General features: G+C 69.7%; 17 protein-coding genes. 2 read left to right on the top strand and 15 right to left on the bottom strand.

Annotated elements, in window-relative coordinates; translation table 11 throughout:
* Window positions 1–10: 10 nt before the first annotated feature.
* The 12 genes from AAFF41_RS30210 to AAFF41_RS30155 all read right to left on the bottom strand — a co-directional run bounded on the left by AAFF41_RS30210 (window position 11) and on the right by AAFF41_RS30155 (window position 10,678).
* A complete protein-coding gene (locus AAFF41_RS30210; protein WP_343324931.1) occupies window positions 11–601 on the bottom strand; it encodes a hypothetical protein in 591 nt (196 codons plus the stop codon).
* Between the two features lie 15 nt (window positions 602–616).
* A complete protein-coding gene (locus AAFF41_RS30205; RefSeq protein WP_343324930.1) occupies window positions 617–1,222 on the bottom strand; it encodes a pilus assembly protein TadG-related protein in 606 nt (201 codons plus the stop codon).
* Window positions 1,219–1,464 (bottom strand): hypothetical protein, encoded by a 246-nt coding sequence (locus tag AAFF41_RS30200; RefSeq protein ID WP_054234991.1) that lies wholly within the window; start codon window positions 1,462–1,464, stop codon window positions 1,219–1,221. Before AAFF41_RS30200 ends, AAFF41_RS30205 begins: the two co-directional genes overlap by 4 nt.
* Window positions 1,465–1,569: 105 nt before the next feature.
* Window positions 1,570–2,301 (bottom strand): response regulator, encoded by a 732-nt coding sequence (locus AAFF41_RS30195; RefSeq protein WP_343324929.1) that lies wholly within the window; start codon window positions 2,299–2,301, stop codon window positions 1,570–1,572.
* A complete protein-coding gene (locus AAFF41_RS30190) occupies window positions 2,294–3,658 on the bottom strand; it encodes a sensor histidine kinase (protein WP_425526174.1) in 1,365 nt (454 codons plus the stop codon). Before AAFF41_RS30190 ends, AAFF41_RS30195 begins: the two co-directional genes overlap by 8 nt.
* Before the next feature lie 59 nt (window positions 3,659–3,717).
* Window positions 3,718–4,608, bottom strand: a complete 891-nt coding sequence (locus AAFF41_RS30185) for a DUF5936 domain-containing protein (protein WP_343324928.1) — start codon at window positions 4,606–4,608, stop codon at window positions 3,718–3,720.
* 16 nt (window positions 4,609–4,624) lie between these two features.
* On the bottom strand, window positions 4,625–5,566 hold the full coding sequence (locus AAFF41_RS30180; RefSeq protein ID WP_343324927.1) for a type II secretion system F family protein: 942 nt from the start codon (window positions 5,564–5,566) through the stop codon (window positions 4,625–4,627).
* Between the two features lie 28 nt (window positions 5,567–5,594).
* Window positions 5,595–6,935 carry a TadA family conjugal transfer-associated ATPase gene (locus AAFF41_RS30175; protein WP_060901399.1) on the bottom strand — a complete coding sequence of 447 codons (1,341 nt, stop codon included), beginning with the start codon at window positions 6,933–6,935 and terminating at the stop codon, window positions 5,595–5,597.
* Between the two features lie 44 nt (window positions 6,936–6,979).
* Entirely contained in the window at window positions 6,980–7,351 is a 372-nt protein-coding gene (locus AAFF41_RS30170) for a TadE/TadG family type IV pilus assembly protein (protein WP_319746745.1), read from the bottom strand.
* Window positions 7,348–8,967 (bottom strand): CpaE/TadZ family protein, encoded by a 1,620-nt coding sequence (locus AAFF41_RS30165; protein ID WP_343324926.1) that lies wholly within the window; start codon window positions 8,965–8,967, stop codon window positions 7,348–7,350. Before AAFF41_RS30165 ends, AAFF41_RS30170 begins: the two co-directional genes overlap by 4 nt.
* A 39-nt stretch (window positions 8,968–9,006) precedes the next feature.
* Complete coding sequence (cpaB, locus tag AAFF41_RS30160; RefSeq protein WP_319746749.1) at window positions 9,007–9,720, bottom strand: Flp pilus assembly protein CpaB; 714 nt, start codon at window positions 9,718–9,720, stop codon at window positions 9,007–9,009.
* An 82-nt stretch (window positions 9,721–9,802) separates the two neighbouring features.
* Window positions 9,803–10,678 carry a hypothetical protein gene (locus tag AAFF41_RS30155; protein WP_319746750.1) on the bottom strand — a complete coding sequence of 292 codons (876 nt, stop codon included), beginning with the start codon at window positions 10,676–10,678 and terminating at the stop codon, window positions 9,803–9,805.
* Between the two features lie 363 nt (window positions 10,679–11,041).
* Here AAFF41_RS30155 and AAFF41_RS30150 point away from each other — a divergent pair, with 363 nt between their 5' ends.
* On the top strand, window positions 11,042–12,739 hold the full coding sequence (locus AAFF41_RS30150; RefSeq protein WP_343324925.1) for a chitinase: 1,698 nt from the start codon (window positions 11,042–11,044) through the stop codon (window positions 12,737–12,739).
* Between the two features lie 280 nt (window positions 12,740–13,019).
* Here AAFF41_RS30150 and AAFF41_RS30145 read toward each other — a convergent pair whose 3' ends face one another.
* Genes AAFF41_RS30145 through AAFF41_RS30135 form a run of 3 tightly spaced genes read right to left on the bottom strand, consistent with a single transcriptional unit; the run spans window position 13,020 to window position 14,639 of the window.
* Entirely contained in the window at window positions 13,020–13,829 is an 810-nt protein-coding gene (locus AAFF41_RS30145) for a hypothetical protein (protein WP_343324924.1), read from the bottom strand.
* Between the two features lie 4 nt (window positions 13,830–13,833).
* A complete protein-coding gene (locus AAFF41_RS30140) occupies window positions 13,834–14,238 on the bottom strand; it encodes a hypothetical protein (protein ID WP_319746756.1) in 405 nt (134 codons plus the stop codon).
* Window positions 14,235–14,639, bottom strand: coding sequence for a hypothetical protein (locus AAFF41_RS30135; protein WP_343324923.1), 405 nt, complete (start codon window positions 14,637–14,639; stop codon window positions 14,235–14,237). Before AAFF41_RS30135 ends, AAFF41_RS30140 begins: the two co-directional genes overlap by 4 nt.
* 188 nt (window positions 14,640–14,827) lie before the next feature.
* Between AAFF41_RS30135 and AAFF41_RS30130 the strand changes: the two genes are divergently transcribed.
* Window positions 14,828–15,679 (top strand): helix-turn-helix domain-containing protein, encoded by an 852-nt coding sequence (locus AAFF41_RS30130; protein WP_343324922.1) that lies wholly within the window; start codon window positions 14,828–14,830, stop codon window positions 15,677–15,679.

The raw sequence follows: 15,679 nt of genomic DNA, 5'->3' as shown, positions 1-15,679 counted from the left end.
GGGCCATGGGTCACTCGCCGTCGGAGAGTGTGAGGGTGGCCGGGGGCATGGTCGGTACCTGGAACTGCACGCTCGTCGTCCCGGCGGGCGGCGCCGGGAACTGGGCGAACCAGTCGACGGTGGCGCCCTGGGAGACACCGCCCTGGAACTTCGTGCAGAGGCAGTGCCCTTCGGTGTCCCGGAGGATGAGGTACTTCTTCTTGCCCTTCTCGTCGACCAGACTGGCTCCGGCCAGGGATCCGCCGTTGCTCTTCAACTCGGTCTCGTCGCTGATCCATTCGGCGCCGATCCAGATGCCGGAGGTACCGTTGGTCACCGTGCCGTTGACAGTGACGAACCCACCCTGGTCGCGCTTGGCCGAGGTGATCGTCAGCGTGAGGCCGTTGCTCTTCACTTCGGCGATCGCTTGATTCACAGCAGGTGATCCGCTTTCCTTCGCCTTGCCGTCACCGGTGTTCCGGGCAGATGACGAAGTCGGCGCCTGCTTACCCGACTTGGCGTCTCCGCCCCCTCCGCAACCGGCCACCGTGAGGAGCAACCCAGCCGTGATCGCCAGTGCGCTCAGCGCCCTGCGGCCCTTCATGGTGTGCCGGAGATCCATCGGTACGGCTTCCTCTCACTCGGCCAGATGCACAGAGAACAGCACGGACGGGTCCGGAAGGTCGACCGGATCGAACTTTCCGGGGTCGATGTTGACGATCTGTCCGTCGCAGTTCAGTTCGACGGGCTTCTTGGGATCCGCGGCCGGATCGAAGTCGCAGCGCGGCTGGATGACAGCGGTGGCATGGGCCGTCGCATGCTTGTCCTCTGTACCAGGAATGATCGACTTGCCAACCGTGTACCGGGTCTCGATATCCACTCGGTAGCCCGGAAATCCGTTCACTGCGGTTGGTTTAAAACCCTGCACGGTCGAGTGGTTCTCGGCGGCCAGCCGACCGGCCGCAGCCTCGGCTCCAGTGCCCTTGAACAGGTTGCCCTTGAGCCAGTCCAGCCAGTGGTCATTCGTGCCCACGGCCCCCGTCAAGCCTGTCATCAGCTCGTCGCGGGAGTCCCGTGCGGCCGCCAACGCCGCAGCGTCCGCCGCGGATTGAGCTCCATTCCGGGCGGACGCTGCTTGGGCGAACACGAAGAAGGCGATCGCGGCGAAGAGCAGAATCCCCGTCATCCAGATGTAGATGGGGAGGGTCTGTCCTCGGTCGCTGTGCGGTGGGCCGCCGATCAAGCTCCGCCGATGACTCTGTTCACTGCGTTGCCGATCGCCTGCGAGATCTTTCCGTTCAGGCCGAGCTGATCGATGAGGGTGTAGATCCCCGCGATCAGAATCATCAGGCCCGCGTACTCCACAAACCCCGCCCCGGCATCCCGCCCGCGTCCGCGCATCCGGGTGGAAACCGTCTCCGTCCAGTCCTGCAGAGCGCGCTCCACCCGGACCCCCACCCTCAGCGTCCAGTCCCTCGTCACCATGGCCCCTGTCCTCCCACCCGACGCCACCACTACCGACCCGAGCACCGTACGTGAGACCACGCCTACTCCGGGTGGGCCCAGGGGCCCAACTTGCCGTTGGTGGAGTCATCGGCTCCACCCCTCACGTGCCGTGCCCAGCCAGTGGGCGATCGCTTCGCTGCGCGAGGAACTGTGCAGCTTTGCGAAGATGCGGTTGATGTGGTTCTTGACGGTCTTCTCGCTGATGAAGCAGGCGGCGGCGATCTGCTGATTGCTCATGCCGGACGCGATGAGATCCATGACCTCCACCTCCCGTGAACTCAGGCCGAAGTTGAGCCGGTTGGGCACGCGGCGGTGGAGCCTCGCCGCGAAGCCGGACCGGGCCTTCGACGACTGTCCCACAACCAGTTGCAGATGCGAAGGGAAATCGTTCGGTTCGTACGAAACACCGAGCGAATCCGGGACAGTCGTCTTCGCCTGCCGTACCTCCCGTACGGCGGAGATCAGTTCGGCGGCCGTGAACTCGCCGTGGACGAGATAACCGACCGCGCCCCGCCGCAACGCCTCGGCCACGACCTCGGGTTCGCCGCTGTAGGTCAGCATCATCACGGGGGCGAGCAGGGAGAGGGCGGGAAGGGCGGTCAGGCCGTCCGTGCCGGGCATGCGGACGTCGAGGAGGACGACGTCCGGGCGCAGTCGGGTCGCGGCCGCGATGGCCGTCTCGCCGTCGGCCGCCTGCGCGACGACCTCGAGGTCCGGGTGGCCGTCGAGCAGCGCGGCCAGGCCGGCCCGGACGACCGGGTTGTCGTCGGCCACGAGTACACGGAGGTTCGGGCCGGGAAGTGCCTGGTCAGGCATGTGCGGCCTCCTCTTGGGGGGTGGGGGGACGGTGGGGGACGGCGGAGGATCGCGGGAGGGTCAGATGAATCTCCGCGCCTCCTTGCGGGGAACGGTTCAGGTCGATACGGCCGCCCAGCGACGCGGCTCGCTCCGCCATGCCGAGCAGCCCGAAGTGGCCGGATCTGGTCAGGTCGTCGAGGGTCGGGTCGTCGAGGGCGGCGGGCGGGGGCAGACCGACTCCGTCGTCCCGTACGCGTACGGCGCACTCGGTTTCCGACACGTCGAGTTCCACCGTCACCCGCGTCGCGCCCGCGTGGCGGTGCGCGTTCTCCAGCGCCTCGGACACGATCGCCAGGACGTGGTGGGCGGTGGCGTACGGGAGGATCGGGGGCTCGCCCCGGTGGTGGAGGGATGTGGGGAGGTGGGTGCGGGACTCGAAGGCCCGCACCCGAGAGTCGAGTTCGGACAGGACGTCCGTGTTCGCACTCGTGAGGTCCGTGTGGCGGCGCAGGTCGGAGAGGAGGTCGCGGGACTCCGCGGCCGCCCGGCGGGCCGCGCCCGCGACCATCGTCGCCTGCCGCCCCAGCGTGTGCGGGTCCGCGTCCCCGGCGGCGGCCGAGGTGGCGAGGGCCTCGGCCGCCAGGGCCAGGCCGTGCAGGGTCTTCGCGACCGAGTCGTGCATCTCGCGGGCCAGGCGTGCCCGTTCGGACTCCACCGCCTCGGCGACGGCCAGGCGGGAGTTCGCCTCCGACAGCGCCTGGCTCGCCGTACCGAAGCGGAACATCAGGTTTCGCAGGGTGACGCCGATGATGCCGGCGCCGACGCAGAAGCCCGCCACGAGGAGGGTGCTGGCGCCGGATCCCGGGTGGTGTTGCCAGGCCCTGTACACCGTCACCAGCACGATCAGCTGCAGGCCGGTGAAGATGCCCGAGCCGCGCCAGCCGTACAGCAGGCCCGCAAGAAGTGGGGTGCAGACCGTCGCGTACGCGAGGGGGGACGCGGGGGACGCCGTCAGGAGCAGGACCGCGCCGAAGGTCAGGTCCACGGCCATGAGGCCGGGGTGCGCGAGGAGGCGGGGGCCGAACCGTTCCCAGTCCCTGAGCATGGCGTACGAGCCCATGACGCCGAGGACGGCGGCGGCCAGGACCGTGTAGCGGGGCGGGCCGTTCACGGCGTTGGTCATCGCGAAGGGGGCGCCGATGGCGATCGCGGCGAGGCGGACGCCGAAGGCCTGGCGACACAGTGCCTGGAGGGCGTTGAGCTGGAGGCGGACGCTGCCGGGGGCCGGGGCGTCGTCGGCCAGGTAGCCGTCCTCGGTGCTCGCGAGGTGCCGCCGCGCCCACAGCCGGGTCAGCCACGGCGGCGGCTGCGACAACCACTGAGGGAGCGTCCAGGGCGGTGACGGCCTCGGCAGGGGAGCACGGCGGCTGGTCATCAGCGGCCCAGGATCGAACCGAAGTTCGTGCCCGACCCCAGGAACATGCCCGTGGCGATCAGGATCATCGTCGCCGGGAGCATGAAGACGAGGGTCACCATCGTCGCCTTGGGGATGGTCTTGGCGGCGCGGCGGCGGGCGTTCTGGGCGTCCGTGCGGCGCATGTCCGTGGCGAGTTGGATGAGGGTCTCGGCGATGGGGGAACCCAGCTCCTCGCCCTGCTGCAGCGCCGAGACGAACTGGGCCACCTGCTCGGAGGAGTTGCGCTTGCGCAGTCCGTCGAAGGCCTGACGGCGGCTGACGCCCATGTCCATCTGGCGCAGCGTGATGCGCAGTTCGTCCGCCCAGGGGCCCTCGTACTTCTCCGCGACCCGGTCCAGCGCCTGACGGAAGCCGAGGCCCGCCGAGACCACGACCGCGAGGACGTCGAGGAAGTCGGGGAGGGTGCGGTCGATGACCTCCTTGCGTTCGCGGACGGCCTGCCAGATGAGGGCGTCGGCGGCGACGAGCCCGAAGGCCAGGGTGAGCACGGCGAACAGGAGCTGGCCGTTGGAGAGGAAGACGAGGCCGAGGACGACGCCGAAGACGCCGTACACCGCCCGGCGGGCGGCGTAGCGGTTGAGGGTCAGGCCGCCGGGATTGCCCGCCATGTCGATGCGGCGGCGTTTGGCCTCGACGCGGCGGGGGCCCATCAGACGCAGGACCGTGGGCGCGAAGCGCATGCCGAGGCGGTCGACGGCGGACTCGGCCGTGGAGACGCGGGTTCCGCCGACCTCCAGGGCGAGCGCGAGGTCGCTCGGGAGTTTGGCGTCGGCGCGGATCATGCGGATGCCCAGCAGGGCGCCCGCGACGGCTCCGGCCGTCAGGAGGGCGAGCAGCAGCGCGAGCAACGTGACCCCTCCTCTCTCAGACTTCGATCTTGCCGAGGCGGCGGATGACGAAGAAGCCGACGGTGTAGAGGCCGAGCGAGATCAGGACGAGGGTCTGGCCGAGGCCGGAGCCGGTGACACGGGCGAGGGCGCCCTCGTTCGAGGAGTTGATCAGGAGCAGCGAGCCGAGGCCGAGCATCGGGACCGTGAAGGCGGTGGCGTTGACCTCGGAGAGCATGGTGCGGACCTCGCGACGGGTCTCCTTGCGGTCCTCCAGGGTGTGGGTGAGGTTGCGTAGGGAGCTGACGACCGAACCGCCGGCCTTGTTGGCGAGGACCAGGGTCGTGACGAGGACGATCAGCTCACGGGACGGGAGGCGCTCGGAGAGTTCACCGAGGGCGTCGTCGATGGTGCGGCCCAGCATCAACTGGTCGGCCACGTGGGCGAGTTCCTCGCCCGCAGGGGCTTCGAGCTCCTCCGCCGCCATCGCCAGCGCCGTCCGCAGGGCCAGTCCCGCGGCGGTGGCGTTGGCCAGCAGGCGTGCCACGTCGGGGAGTTGGCCGATGAAGGCCTCGATGCGTTTCTGGCGCTGCCAGTTGAGGAAGATGGCCGCGCTCCACACGCCCACGAGGGCGGCGATCGGACCGAAGAAGGGGGCCAGCACCGACGCGGCGATCAGCCACAGCGCGACGACGACGGCCGTGACGTACGTGGCGAACTCCCCCGCCGTCACGTCCAGGCCCGTCGCCGACAGGCGCAGGTGGATCGTCCGGCCGAGGCGGGTGCGGCGCAGTCGGCGGTCGATCGCGGCGAAACGGCGTACGCGGCCGGCCGCGGTGCGCAGCGGGCCGCCGCCGGAGAGGCGGTCGACGAGGGCCTGGCGCTGGGCACGGCCCGAGGCGTACAGGTGGACGCCCGCGACGGCGAGGGTGCCGCACAGCACGGTGGCGCCGAGGGCGAGGAGTGCGGGGTCGTTCATGGCTGCCTCCCTTCGGGGGCGGGGTCGGTCATCCGATGGCCCGCCTCGTGTCGAGTACGTCGAGGACCTCGGCCACGCCGAACGCGGGCGGCAGCGGTTCGTTGGCGACGTACAGCTTCTCGGCGACCTGGCGCGGCACCGGCAGGTGCTCGAAACGGCCGTGCACGACACGGTCGGGTCCTGCGGGGCGGGGGACGAAGCGGGTGACGGGGACGACGCGGAACTGTTCGCGGCCGTGTGAGACGACCAGGGCTATCTCGGTGACCTTGCGGGAGCCGTCGGCGTGGCGGGTGAGCTGGACGACGACGTCCACGGCCGAGTTGATCTGGTCCTTCAGCGCCTCGAAGGGGATCTGGACCTCGGACATCGAGCCGAGGGTCTGGAGCCTCATGAGGGCGTCCTCGGCGGAGTTCGCGTGGACGGTGGCCAGGGACCCGTCGTGACCGGTCGACATCGCCTGGAGCATGTCGAGGGTCTCGCCGCCGCGGACCTCGCCGACGATGATGCGGTCGGGACGCATACGGAGGGAGTTGCGGACCAGGTCGCGGATGGTGATGTGGCCCTTGCCCTCGACGTTCGGGGGGCGGGACTCCAGCCGGATGACGTGTTCCTGCTGGAGCTGGAGTTCGGCCGAGTCCTCGATGGTGATGATGCGCTCGCGGGACGGGATCAGGCCGGAGAGGGCGTTGAGCAGGGTCGTCTTCCCGCTGCCGGTGCCGCCGCTGACGATGACGTTGAAGCGGGCCCGCACGAAGGCCGCGAGCAGCATCAGCATCTGCTCGTCGAGCGAGCCGAGATCAATGAGTTCGGGGAGGGTGTAGGCACGGGGGAAGCGGCGGATGGTGAGGGTGGGGCCGGTGAGGGCGAGCGGCGGGATGATGACGTTGACGCGCTCGCCGGTGGGGAGTCGGGCGTCGACCATGGGGTTCGACTCGTCGACGCGGCGGTTGACCGTGGAGACGATGCGCTCGATGGTCTGCATCAGCTGGTCGTGGGAGGCGAAACGGAGAGGGAGCTGTTCGACCCGTCCCGCCCGCTCCACGAAGATGGAGTCCGGCCCGTTGACCATGATCTCGGTGATCGACGCGTCGGCGAGCAGCGGTTCCAGGACGCCGAGGCCGAGGGCCTCGTCGACGACCCGCCGGATCAGCTGGGAGCGCTCGGCGGAGGACAGGACCGGGCCCTCACGGCTGATGATGTGGCCGAGCACGCGCTCCAGGCGTACCCGGCGTTCGGCCGCCGCCAGGCTCGACATCTCCGCGAGGTCGATCTCCTCGAGGAGCTTGGCTCGGTAGACGGCGACGAGGTGTCCGTCCTCGCGGGCGGGGCCCGACTCGTCGGGGGTGGAGAGTCGGCTGCGCAGACTCATGGGTTCAGCTCCTCCCGGTCATTCGTCGGTGTTCCGTTTCCGGGTCAGTTGTCGGTGGGCATGGTGGCGTGGCGGGTGACGGTGTAGGGGCCGAAGAGGGGGATCACTCCGGGGACTCTCACGGTGACCGTCGCCGTGGTGAGGTCGGCGCCCTCGTCGGGCGTCACGTTCGGCTTGAGCCAGCCGCTCACGGCGGCATGTCCGGCCGCCGTGCCCGCGTCGTTGCCCTCCTGCGAGGCGACCCGTGCCGCCGCCCGCGCCCCCGTCCCCGCCTGGTTGATCCCGTACCCGATGAGGCCCAGCTGAATGGCGGCCATCCCGATGACGAGCAGGATGGGCAGGAACCCGGCGAACTCCAGCATGGAGACGCCCCGGTCGTCGCGGAGCCGACGCCTCAGCCACCGTAGGGGCCTCATCCGTTGTTCCCCTCCAGCGCGGCGCCCGCGTTCCCCTTCACCTTGAAGCCGGCGTCGAAGCCCGGGAAGAAGAGCGGCACGTCGACCTTCACGGTGGCCTTCATCACCGAGCCCGCCGCGCCGCAGCTGATCTTGGCACCGTTCCAGGCGCCCGGCAGATGCTTGCTCCCGGCCGTCTGGCACGCCCCGGGTACGTCACCGTTGACCGCGTACGCCGCCGTCGCCGCCCGCGCCGCCTCGTCCGCCGCGTTCCCGGCCAGCGAGTACGAGTAGCCGTACAGCACGCACTGCCACAGGATCGTCATCACGACGAGCAGGATGGGGAACATGCCGGCGAATTCGAGGGTGACCGCGCCCCGGTCGCCGCCCTTGCGCCGCAGGGCCAGTGCGCCCCGGTCCGAGGAGGTCTTGCGGCGCCTGCCGCCTCCCCCGCCGGTCTCCTGGGCGACCACGAGACCGAGTTCCCCCGCCAGCGCCCACAGCGCCTGCTTGACCGTGGAGCGGGTGTCCAGGTCCTGGAGGCGCCCCGCGTCGACGACGGACTGGAGTTCCTTGAAGGCGGCGGGGACGGGGGTGCGGGCGACCTTGGTGCCGGTGACGCGTTCGACGAGGGAGGGCTGGATCTCCGTACCGCGGGCGAAACGGTTGACGACCGTGGTCGTCTCCTCCGCCTTGCGGATCTGGAGGCGGTCCCACATGCGGACCATGCGTTTGGCGGCGCGCACGGCGACCACGTCGGGGGTGACGAGGAGCAGGGCCCGGTCGGCCATCTCGACGGCCGCGGCGGTCGCGGAGTTCATCTGGGCGCCGCAGTCGACGACCACGACGTCGTGGCGGGAGCGCAGGGCGCCCAGGACCTGGCGGGTCACCCGGTCGGTGACCTCCTCGCCGCGCTCGCCCTCGGCCGGGGCCAGCAGGAGGCCCACTCCGCTGTCGTGGGTGTAGACGGCGTCCTGGAGGACGCGGTGGTTGATGTCGCTGATTCCGGCGAGGTCGGCGATCGACCGCCGGAACTGGACGTCCAGGTACGAGGCCACGTCCCCGGACTGCAGGTCGAGGTCGACCAGCGCGACGCTGCGCCCCGACGCCTGGGCGGCGAGGGCGAGTTCGACGGCGGTGACCGTCGCTCCGACGCCGCCCTTCGCCCCGGTGACGGTGACGACGGTGCCGCCGGGGCCCGCGTACAGCTCGGGGGTGCCGCTGCCGAGGTGGCGGCGCATGCCGAGCGACCACCCGGCGGCGGCCTGGACGCGTTCGGCGAGGGCGTCGTAGCCCAGCGGGAGGCCGATGATGCCGCGGGCGCCGGAGTCCATGGCGGCGGTGAGGACTCCGGTGCTGGTGTCCGCGGTGATGAAGACGACGCCGATCGCGGGGAAGCGCATGACCACGTCGCGGATCAGGTCCAACGCCGGTACGGGACCTATGCGTTCGTGGACCAGGACCACTTCGGGCAGCTCGTCGAGGGACTCGGTGGCGAGCCGCGCCAGGGTGTCGAGGAGCGCCGTCGAGTCGGAGACGGGCGGGGCCGGCTCGGCGTCCGCGAGCTGGCTCAGCAGGGTGGCGAGCGCGCGGGCCGAGTCGACGTCACCGACGGCCGGGAGGATACGGATGGTCATCGGCACAGCCCCGTGGGCGTGGACCTCATGCGCGGCCTCCTACTTGTCCTCGTCGAGGGTGTACGTACGGTCGCCGGGGGCGACGGTCGCGTCGGAGCCGCCCGCGACCAGGGCGAGGCGGACGTGTTCGGCGAACGACTCGGCGTACGCGACGCGTTGGGCGTCGGCGGTGTCGAGCGCGAAGGTGATGGGGACGGCCTGGGTGGCGCTGTTGCGCCGGTCGTTGGTGGACTGGCCGGGGTCGAGGGCGGTGAGCTTGCCGACGTCGATGACGCGGGCGTTGGCGACGATGACCTTGGACTGGTCCTTCTGCTTGTCGTTCTCGGCCTTGAAGGTGGCGTAGATGTTGACCCGGGAGCCGGGGTCGATCTTTCCGGCCACGCCGGTCGCCGCGTCGATCATGATCGCGATCTCCTGCTGGCCCGCCTCCAGCGCGGGCCGGTCCACGATCATGTCGGCCTGGAGCAGGGAGCCCTTCTGGAGCTGGGTGACGGCGATCTTCCCGCGGATCTGGCCGAGGTTCGTGACCGCTGTGCTCGACAGCCAGCGTTTGGGCATCGAGACCTTCTGGAACTGGTCGGCCGACAGCTCCTTGTAGGGCGCGATGTCGTCCTTCAGGCGGTACGCCGCCACCTCCGGGCCGACCTTGGAGTTCACGTCGCGGATGACCGAGAGCACTCCGGCGAAGGCGCCCAGGGCGCACAGGACCGAGAGGACCAGCAGGATGACGCCGCGGCGCTGGCGTGAGTTCATGACGCGGACAACCTCGATCGTGGGGCGGGGACGGCGGGGTCGAGCGGTCGTGCCTGGTGCTCTTCACGTGTACTGCGGGTGCTCAAGTTGCGCCTCGGGGCAGAGCGCGTACTGAGGATGCTGCCCGCACCGTGGCCGTCGGAAGCTCGGGAGGCGGGGGCAGCGGCGCGGCACAGAACCCGCAGCGGTCACCGATGAGTTCGAGACCGCACCAGTGGCACTCCTCCCGGCGGACGGACGACACGAGCTGGTAGAGCACGGAGACGTCGTACAGACCGGCGGCGAACTCGGCGAGCTTGGTGGTGCCCCACCAGCGGGCCGACTCCTGCGGCAGCGGTACGGTCGCGACGCCCTGCACCCGCCAGGCGGGCGCGAGGGTCGCCGTGACCCAGTCGGAGGGCGGCTGGCCCGCGGCGACGAGCAGCCGGGTGCCGAACTCGGGCCCGGTCAGCTCGTCCTGCCCGATCCGGGCCAGCTGCGGGCGTGGATGGGACAGTACGGCGAACTGGGCGCCCGGCACCCATGACTTGGCGTGCGACTTCAGCGTCACCGGAACCCGGTCGAGCTTGGCGACCGAGCCGAGCAGAGCCCCGGCGTAGATGTAGTGGGCGAGCAGCCGGGCGGAGGAGGCGAGCACGCCCGGGCTGAAGTCGCAGACCGACAGCTGCCGCAACTGCTGGCCCAGCAGGGCCACTCCGAGCGGCGGCAGGTCGATGCCGAGCAGGGCGATGCGGTCACTCTCCAGGACGGAGCGGACGGTGTGCAGCCGCCGGGTGACCGCGTCCTCGACCGAGGCCGGGTAGAGCGCGATGACGTACCCGTGCTGCTCGATGAGGGCGTGCATGCCCGTGAGGGAGCTTTCGAGACTGTCGAGGGGCTGGACCACGGCGGGTGGGGTCTGCCGGTCGTGCGGCGGGAGCACCAGATCGGGACTGGTGACGGCTATCGCGGTCGGCACGCTGCACACACCCCGTTCACTGTGGCGGGGTGGTCGACCACCGCCTCAGATGGCCCCTGTGACGTCCTCTTGCATCAGCACCATATCCACGGCATGGCCGCCTCAACACCGAATCTTCCACATCAACTCACGGAAGGTACGGCCTTGATCAACGGAGAGTGAGACGAATATGCCACAAGTCGCCCACCCCGTGGGCCCATTGAGGCACCCGGCCACCCCTGTCACCCGCCAGAGGTCTTGACAACCCAATTGGTCTGGACCAACTTGTACGCCAGCAACGTACGACGGTGGCCACCGTTCCGCATCCCCTCTTCTCCCCCTCCCCTCCCCTCACCGGAGGTCCCAGTGGACCGCGTCATACGTATGCCCCGACCGCCCCGACGGAGATGGGCGGGCGCCCTCGCCGCCGTCGTCACCGCCTCCGTCCTCTCCCTCACCGGTCTGGCGGGCCAGGCCCAGGCGGCGGACGTCAACAACGCGAAGAACGGCGGCTACGAGTCGGGCCTGAGCAACTGGACCTGTACGGCGGGCAGCGGTACGACCGTCTCCTCGCCGGTGCACGGCGGCTCGGCCGCGCTCAAGGGCACGCCCGCCGGGCAGGACAACGCCCAGTGCACCCAGGCCGTCGCGGTCAAGCCCAACGCGACGTACACGCTGAGCACGTGGCTGCAGGGCGGGTACGCCTATCTGGGCGTGACGGGCACCGGCACCACGGACGTCTCGACCTGGACCCCCGACTCCGCCTCCTGGAAGCAGCTCTCGACCACCTTCACCACGGGCGCGTCGACGACCTCGGTGACGGTGTACACGCACGGGTGGTACGGCCAGGCCCCGTACTACGCCGACGACCTCTCGGTCTTCGGCCCCGATGGCGGCGGAGGCGGCGACCCGGCCCCCACGATCCCGGCGGCGCCCACCGGTCTGACGGTCTCCTCCACCACGTCCTCCTCCGTCTCCCTCTCCTGGAACACGGTGTCGGGCGCGACGGGCTACAACGTCTACCAGGCGGGTACGAAGGTCCAGTCGACGACGGGGACCTCGGCGACCGTCTCGTCCCTCGCGGCCTCCACCTCGTACTCCTTCCAGGTCACGGCGACGAACGCGGCGGGTGAGTCGGCGAAGTCGACGGCGGTGACGGGCACGACGACCGCGTCCTCGGGCGGCGGTGGCGGCACCCTGCCCAAGCACGCCGTCACGGGCTACTGGCAGAACTTCAACAACGGCGCGACGGTCCAGAAGATCTCCGCCGTGCAGTCCCAGTACGACATCATCGCGGTGGCCTTCGCGGACGCGACGACCACGCCGGGCGCGGTGACCTTCAACCTCGACTCGGCCGGGCTGGGCGGCTACACCGTCGACCAGTTCAAGGCGGACATCAAGGCGAAGCAGGCCGCGGGCAAGAAGGTCGTCATCTCCATCGGCGGCCAGAACGGCACGGTGTCGATCAGCGACTCCACGTCCGCGACGAACTTCGCGAACTCCGTCTACTCCCTGATGCAGACGTACGGCTTCGACGGCGTCGACATCGACCTGGAGAACGGCCTCGACGCGACGTACATGACGCAGGCCCTGAGGTCCCTCTCCGCCAAGGCGGGCTCGTCTCTCATCATCACGATGGCCCCGCAGACGATCGACATGCAGTCCACGTCGAACGCGTACTTCCAGACGGCCCTGAACATCAAGGACATCCTGACGGTCGTCAACATGCAGTACTACAACAGCGGTTCGATGCTGGGCTGCGACGGCAAGGTCTACAGCCAGGGCTCGGTCGACTTCCTCACCGCCCTCGCCTGCATCCAGCTCCAGGGCGGCCTGGCCCCCTCCCAGGTAGGCCTGGGCCTGCCGGCCTCGACGAGCGGCGCGGGCAGCGGCTATGTCTCTCCGACGGTGGTGAACAACGCGTTGGACTGCCTGGCCAACGGCACCAACTGCGGTTCCTTCAAGCCCTCCAGGACCTACCCGGACCTGCGCGGCGCGATGACCTGGTCGACGAACTGGGACGCGTCGGCGGGCAACGCGTGGTCGAACTCGGTGGGGGCGCACGTGCACGCGCTCGGCTGACGCGCCTCTCTCCACGTCCCCTGAGCACGGCCCGCCCCGCCCGAGGCCGTCGTCGCATACCGGCTTGTTGCCCGGTGCGATCGGTCTCGGCGGTGGCGGGCCGAGGGGTTTGTTCCGGCGACCTGTCCTGGGTCGGCGCCAGAACAAGTGCTCACCGTCGGTCTCGGCTCAGGCGGCCGAGTGGACCGCCTCGGCCTGGTGGCGACCATGGCGTTCCCCGCAGTCCCGGCAGAGGGCGCGCGGATCAGATGTGCGGAAGGCGCGTTCGAGCTGTACTCATTCACTCGTTCGCCTTGTGGTCGACCACGACCCCTCCGAGTTCCCGGGCCGCTTCCTGCCCGGTGGCGGTGTCGCAGAACTGGATGGTCCAGTTCCCCGCCGTGGCGATGTGGTAGGGAACGTGGTCGTCGCTGAGGAGCAGCCGGATGTAGTCGTTCCGGGCGGCGGAGCTGTCGTGCAGCACGAGGTGGGCGTCGCTTCCGTCGCCGGACCGACCGCAGGGGCGCGTCTTCGCCGCCTGCGTCGCACACAGCACTTGGTCGGCTGACTCCGTCTTCCGCCGGTCGCAGCCGACGGACTTGCCCAGCGCGTCGGCGAGCGCGTCAACGCTCTTGTATCGGGCTTCTGGGGGGATGGCGGGCAGGCGATACAGAGGAGGAAGGACGACGGCGTCGAGGGCTTTGGCGATCTTTACGGAGTAGTCGGGGGAGCCGTTGGGCAGGACGCGGATGAACCAGTTGCCGGCGGCCACGACGGTGTTGCCGCTGCTGCGCCAGCTGGCGATGGAGTCCCCGACCTCGTTCCGGCTGGACTTCTTGGGATCCAGCACCTGGATCTGGTTCTCCACCTCCGCTCCGTCGATCGCTGTCCTGCAGTCGAGGCCACCGGCCTTGCGCCGGAGCACGTCACAGGTGATGCCCCCTCGCTCGAGCGCAGCCACCACGTCATCCGCCGTCCGGTACTGCGGCGTCGTAGGGACGTTGCCGGGCATGGGGGTGAGCTGATCGGAGCTGGGGGCCTTGAAGGCGTCACATGCGGTGAGCGGTACCGCCAGGAGACATGCGATCAGCGCTGCTGCGGTCCTCTTCATGGGGTCAGTGGGCTCCTGGCGGCGTGGGGGTCGGGCCGGGGCTCGGTGACGGTGTTCCCGGTTCGGGCTCGCCGGTGCCGGTGCCCGTGGTCTGGCCGGTGCTGTGGAGCGGGTCGAGGGAGACGTGGTGTCCTGCGGGAGTCTGCGACTCCAACTGCGCGATGGCCTTCGCGCGTTCATCGTCGCTGAGTGCGTTCCAGGCCATCGCATCGTCGAGGTGCGGCTCCATCTTGTCCCAGTTCTTGCCTCGGACCTTGATGTCGGCGCCGCGGTGGTCGGAGTCGTCACCGTACTGCTCGTTCTTCTCCCGCACGTCCGGGGTGTCGGCGGCGTAAAGGGTGAACAACTGCTTGTCCGTGTCGGCGCCGTAGGGATCGTCGCGCAGGTCCGAGAGGTGGTACGCGCTCAACCGGACGTCCAGGTCGGGGTGCCCTCGATGTTCGCGGCGAGTTCGGCGTCGCTCAGGTCACTGAGGTATCTGCCATCTTCGAGCTGGAACGCCTCGCGGTGCTGGTCTACGACCGACCGGGCCGTCTCCAGCTTCATGTGCGTGATGCCCAGCGACTTGTCGGGCTTCGCTCCGAGGGTGAGGCTCCAGTCGAAGAACCGACCGAACTCGGTCAGCGGCCCGCTCAGGCTCGGGTTGGAGTTCTGGTACCACTGCTGCTCCTGCCACAAGATGGCCAGCAGCAGCTTCTGGCTGACCCCGGTCTCGGCAGAGGCCAGTTTCACCTCGTTGAGGACGTTGGGCGGAACGCTGGGCCGGGTGGGGTCGGCGGGGTAGGCGGTCGCGAGGGGGCATGCGGACATCGGTCCTCCTGGGGGAGGGCAGCGGTGGCCTGTCGCGGGCAGGGGCCTGCGGGTGCACTTCCAACTGCCAAGAGTGGCTGGCGCGTTACCGAATGCAGGGATTGCGGGGTCACTGTGTCCATCACCTTGGGGATAATTACCCCCTTAGGGCGTGGGCCTGCCCCGCCAGACGCAGGCAGACTGTCGCCATGGCAACCAGAACCACCCCGACGGAACGGCAGAAGCGTCTCGGTGCCGAGCTGCGAAAGATGCGCCTGGCGGCGGGATCCACCACGGAGTACGCGGCGGGTCTTCTCGGCATCGACAGAACACGGCTGTCCAACATGGAGTCGGGTATCCGCCCCTTCTCGCCCGAGCGTGTCCGCACCCTCGCATGCAACTACGCCTGTACGGACAAGGGTTATGTCGAAGCCCTGGTGGCCATGGCGGACGGAAAGGAGCGCGGCTGGTGGGAGCGCCATCGGGGCACGCTGCCCTCCGGGCTCCTGGACATCGCGGAGCTGGAGTGGCACGCCACCCGTGTCCGGACCGCTCAGGTCATGCACGCACCGGGGTTGCTCCAGACCGAGGAATACGCCCGAGCCGTCTTCGCCGCCGTCCTGCCGCCGCTGACCCGGCTCGAGGTCGAACTGCGGGTCGCACATCGGATGGAACGCCAGCAGGTCTTCGAGCGGCCGGACCCGCTCCCGTACACCGCCTACGTCCATGAAGCAGCCCTGCGCATGCCGTACGGCGGGGCGGGCGCGACCCGGCAGCAACTCGGCCATCTGGGCGCCCAGTCCGAGCGCGAGAACATCGGGGTCCGTGTGATCCCCACGTCCAAGGGCGGGTTCCCCGGCGCGGGACACGCGGTGCTCTTCGCGGACGGGGCCGTGCCCCGGCTCGACACCGTGCAACTGGACTCGGCCCACGGACCGGAATTCACCCACGCCGAGGCTCAGCTCACGAAGTACCGTGCCCATCTGGACTGGATGGACGGTGCGGCGATGACCCCAGCAGCGTCACGCGACCTCATCCAACGGATCACCCACGAACTGTAG

Origin of the sequence: Streptomyces mirabilis, from assembly GCF_039503195.1 — a bacterium.
GTDB lineage: Bacteria > Actinomycetota > Actinomycetes > Streptomycetales > Streptomycetaceae > Streptomyces > Streptomyces mirabilis_D.
Note: the sequence above shows the minus strand (reverse complement) of the source record. Positions and strands in the feature narration are given on the sequence as shown.

What these genes read in the sequence shown, in the direction of transcription:
- AAFF41_RS30210 (WP_343324931.1), bottom strand. Translation starts at nt 601, where the DNA reads ATGGATCTCCGGCACACCATGAAGGGCCGCAGGGCGCTGAGCGCACTG.
- AAFF41_RS30200 (WP_054234991.1), bottom strand. Translation starts at nt 1,464, where the DNA reads ATGGTGACGAGGGACTGGACGCTGAGGGTGGGGGTCCGGGTGGAGCGC.
- AAFF41_RS30195 (WP_343324929.1), bottom strand. Translation starts at nt 2,301, where the DNA reads ATGCCTGACCAGGCACTTCCCGGCCCGAACCTCCGTGTACTCGTGGCC.
- AAFF41_RS30180 (WP_343324927.1), bottom strand. Translation starts at nt 5,566, where the DNA reads ATGAACGACCCCGCACTCCTCGCCCTCGGCGCCACCGTGCTGTGCGGC.
- AAFF41_RS30175 (WP_060901399.1), bottom strand. Translation starts at nt 6,935, where the DNA reads ATGAGTCTGCGCAGCCGACTCTCCACCCCCGACGAGTCGGGCCCCGCC.
- AAFF41_RS30170 (WP_319746745.1), bottom strand. Translation starts at nt 7,351, where the DNA reads ATGAGGCCCCTACGGTGGCTGAGGCGTCGGCTCCGCGACGACCGGGGC.
- AAFF41_RS30165 (WP_343324926.1), bottom strand. Translation starts at nt 8,967, where the DNA reads ATGACCATCCGTATCCTCCCGGCCGTCGGTGACGTCGACTCGGCCCGC.
- cpaB (WP_319746749.1), bottom strand. Translation starts at nt 9,720, where the DNA reads ATGAACTCACGCCAGCGCCGCGGCGTCATCCTGCTGGTCCTCTCGGTC.
- AAFF41_RS30150 (WP_343324925.1), top strand. Translation starts at nt 11,042, where the DNA reads ATGCCCCGACCGCCCCGACGGAGATGGGCGGGCGCCCTCGCCGCCGTC.
- AAFF41_RS30145 (WP_343324924.1), bottom strand. Translation starts at nt 13,829, where the DNA reads ATGAAGAGGACCGCAGCAGCGCTGATCGCATGTCTCCTGGCGGTACCG.
- AAFF41_RS30135 (WP_343324923.1), bottom strand. Translation starts at nt 14,639, where the DNA reads ATGTCCGCATGCCCCCTCGCGACCGCCTACCCCGCCGACCCCACCCGG.
- AAFF41_RS30130 (WP_343324922.1), top strand. Translation starts at nt 14,828, where the DNA reads ATGGCAACCAGAACCACCCCGACGGAACGGCAGAAGCGTCTCGGTGCC.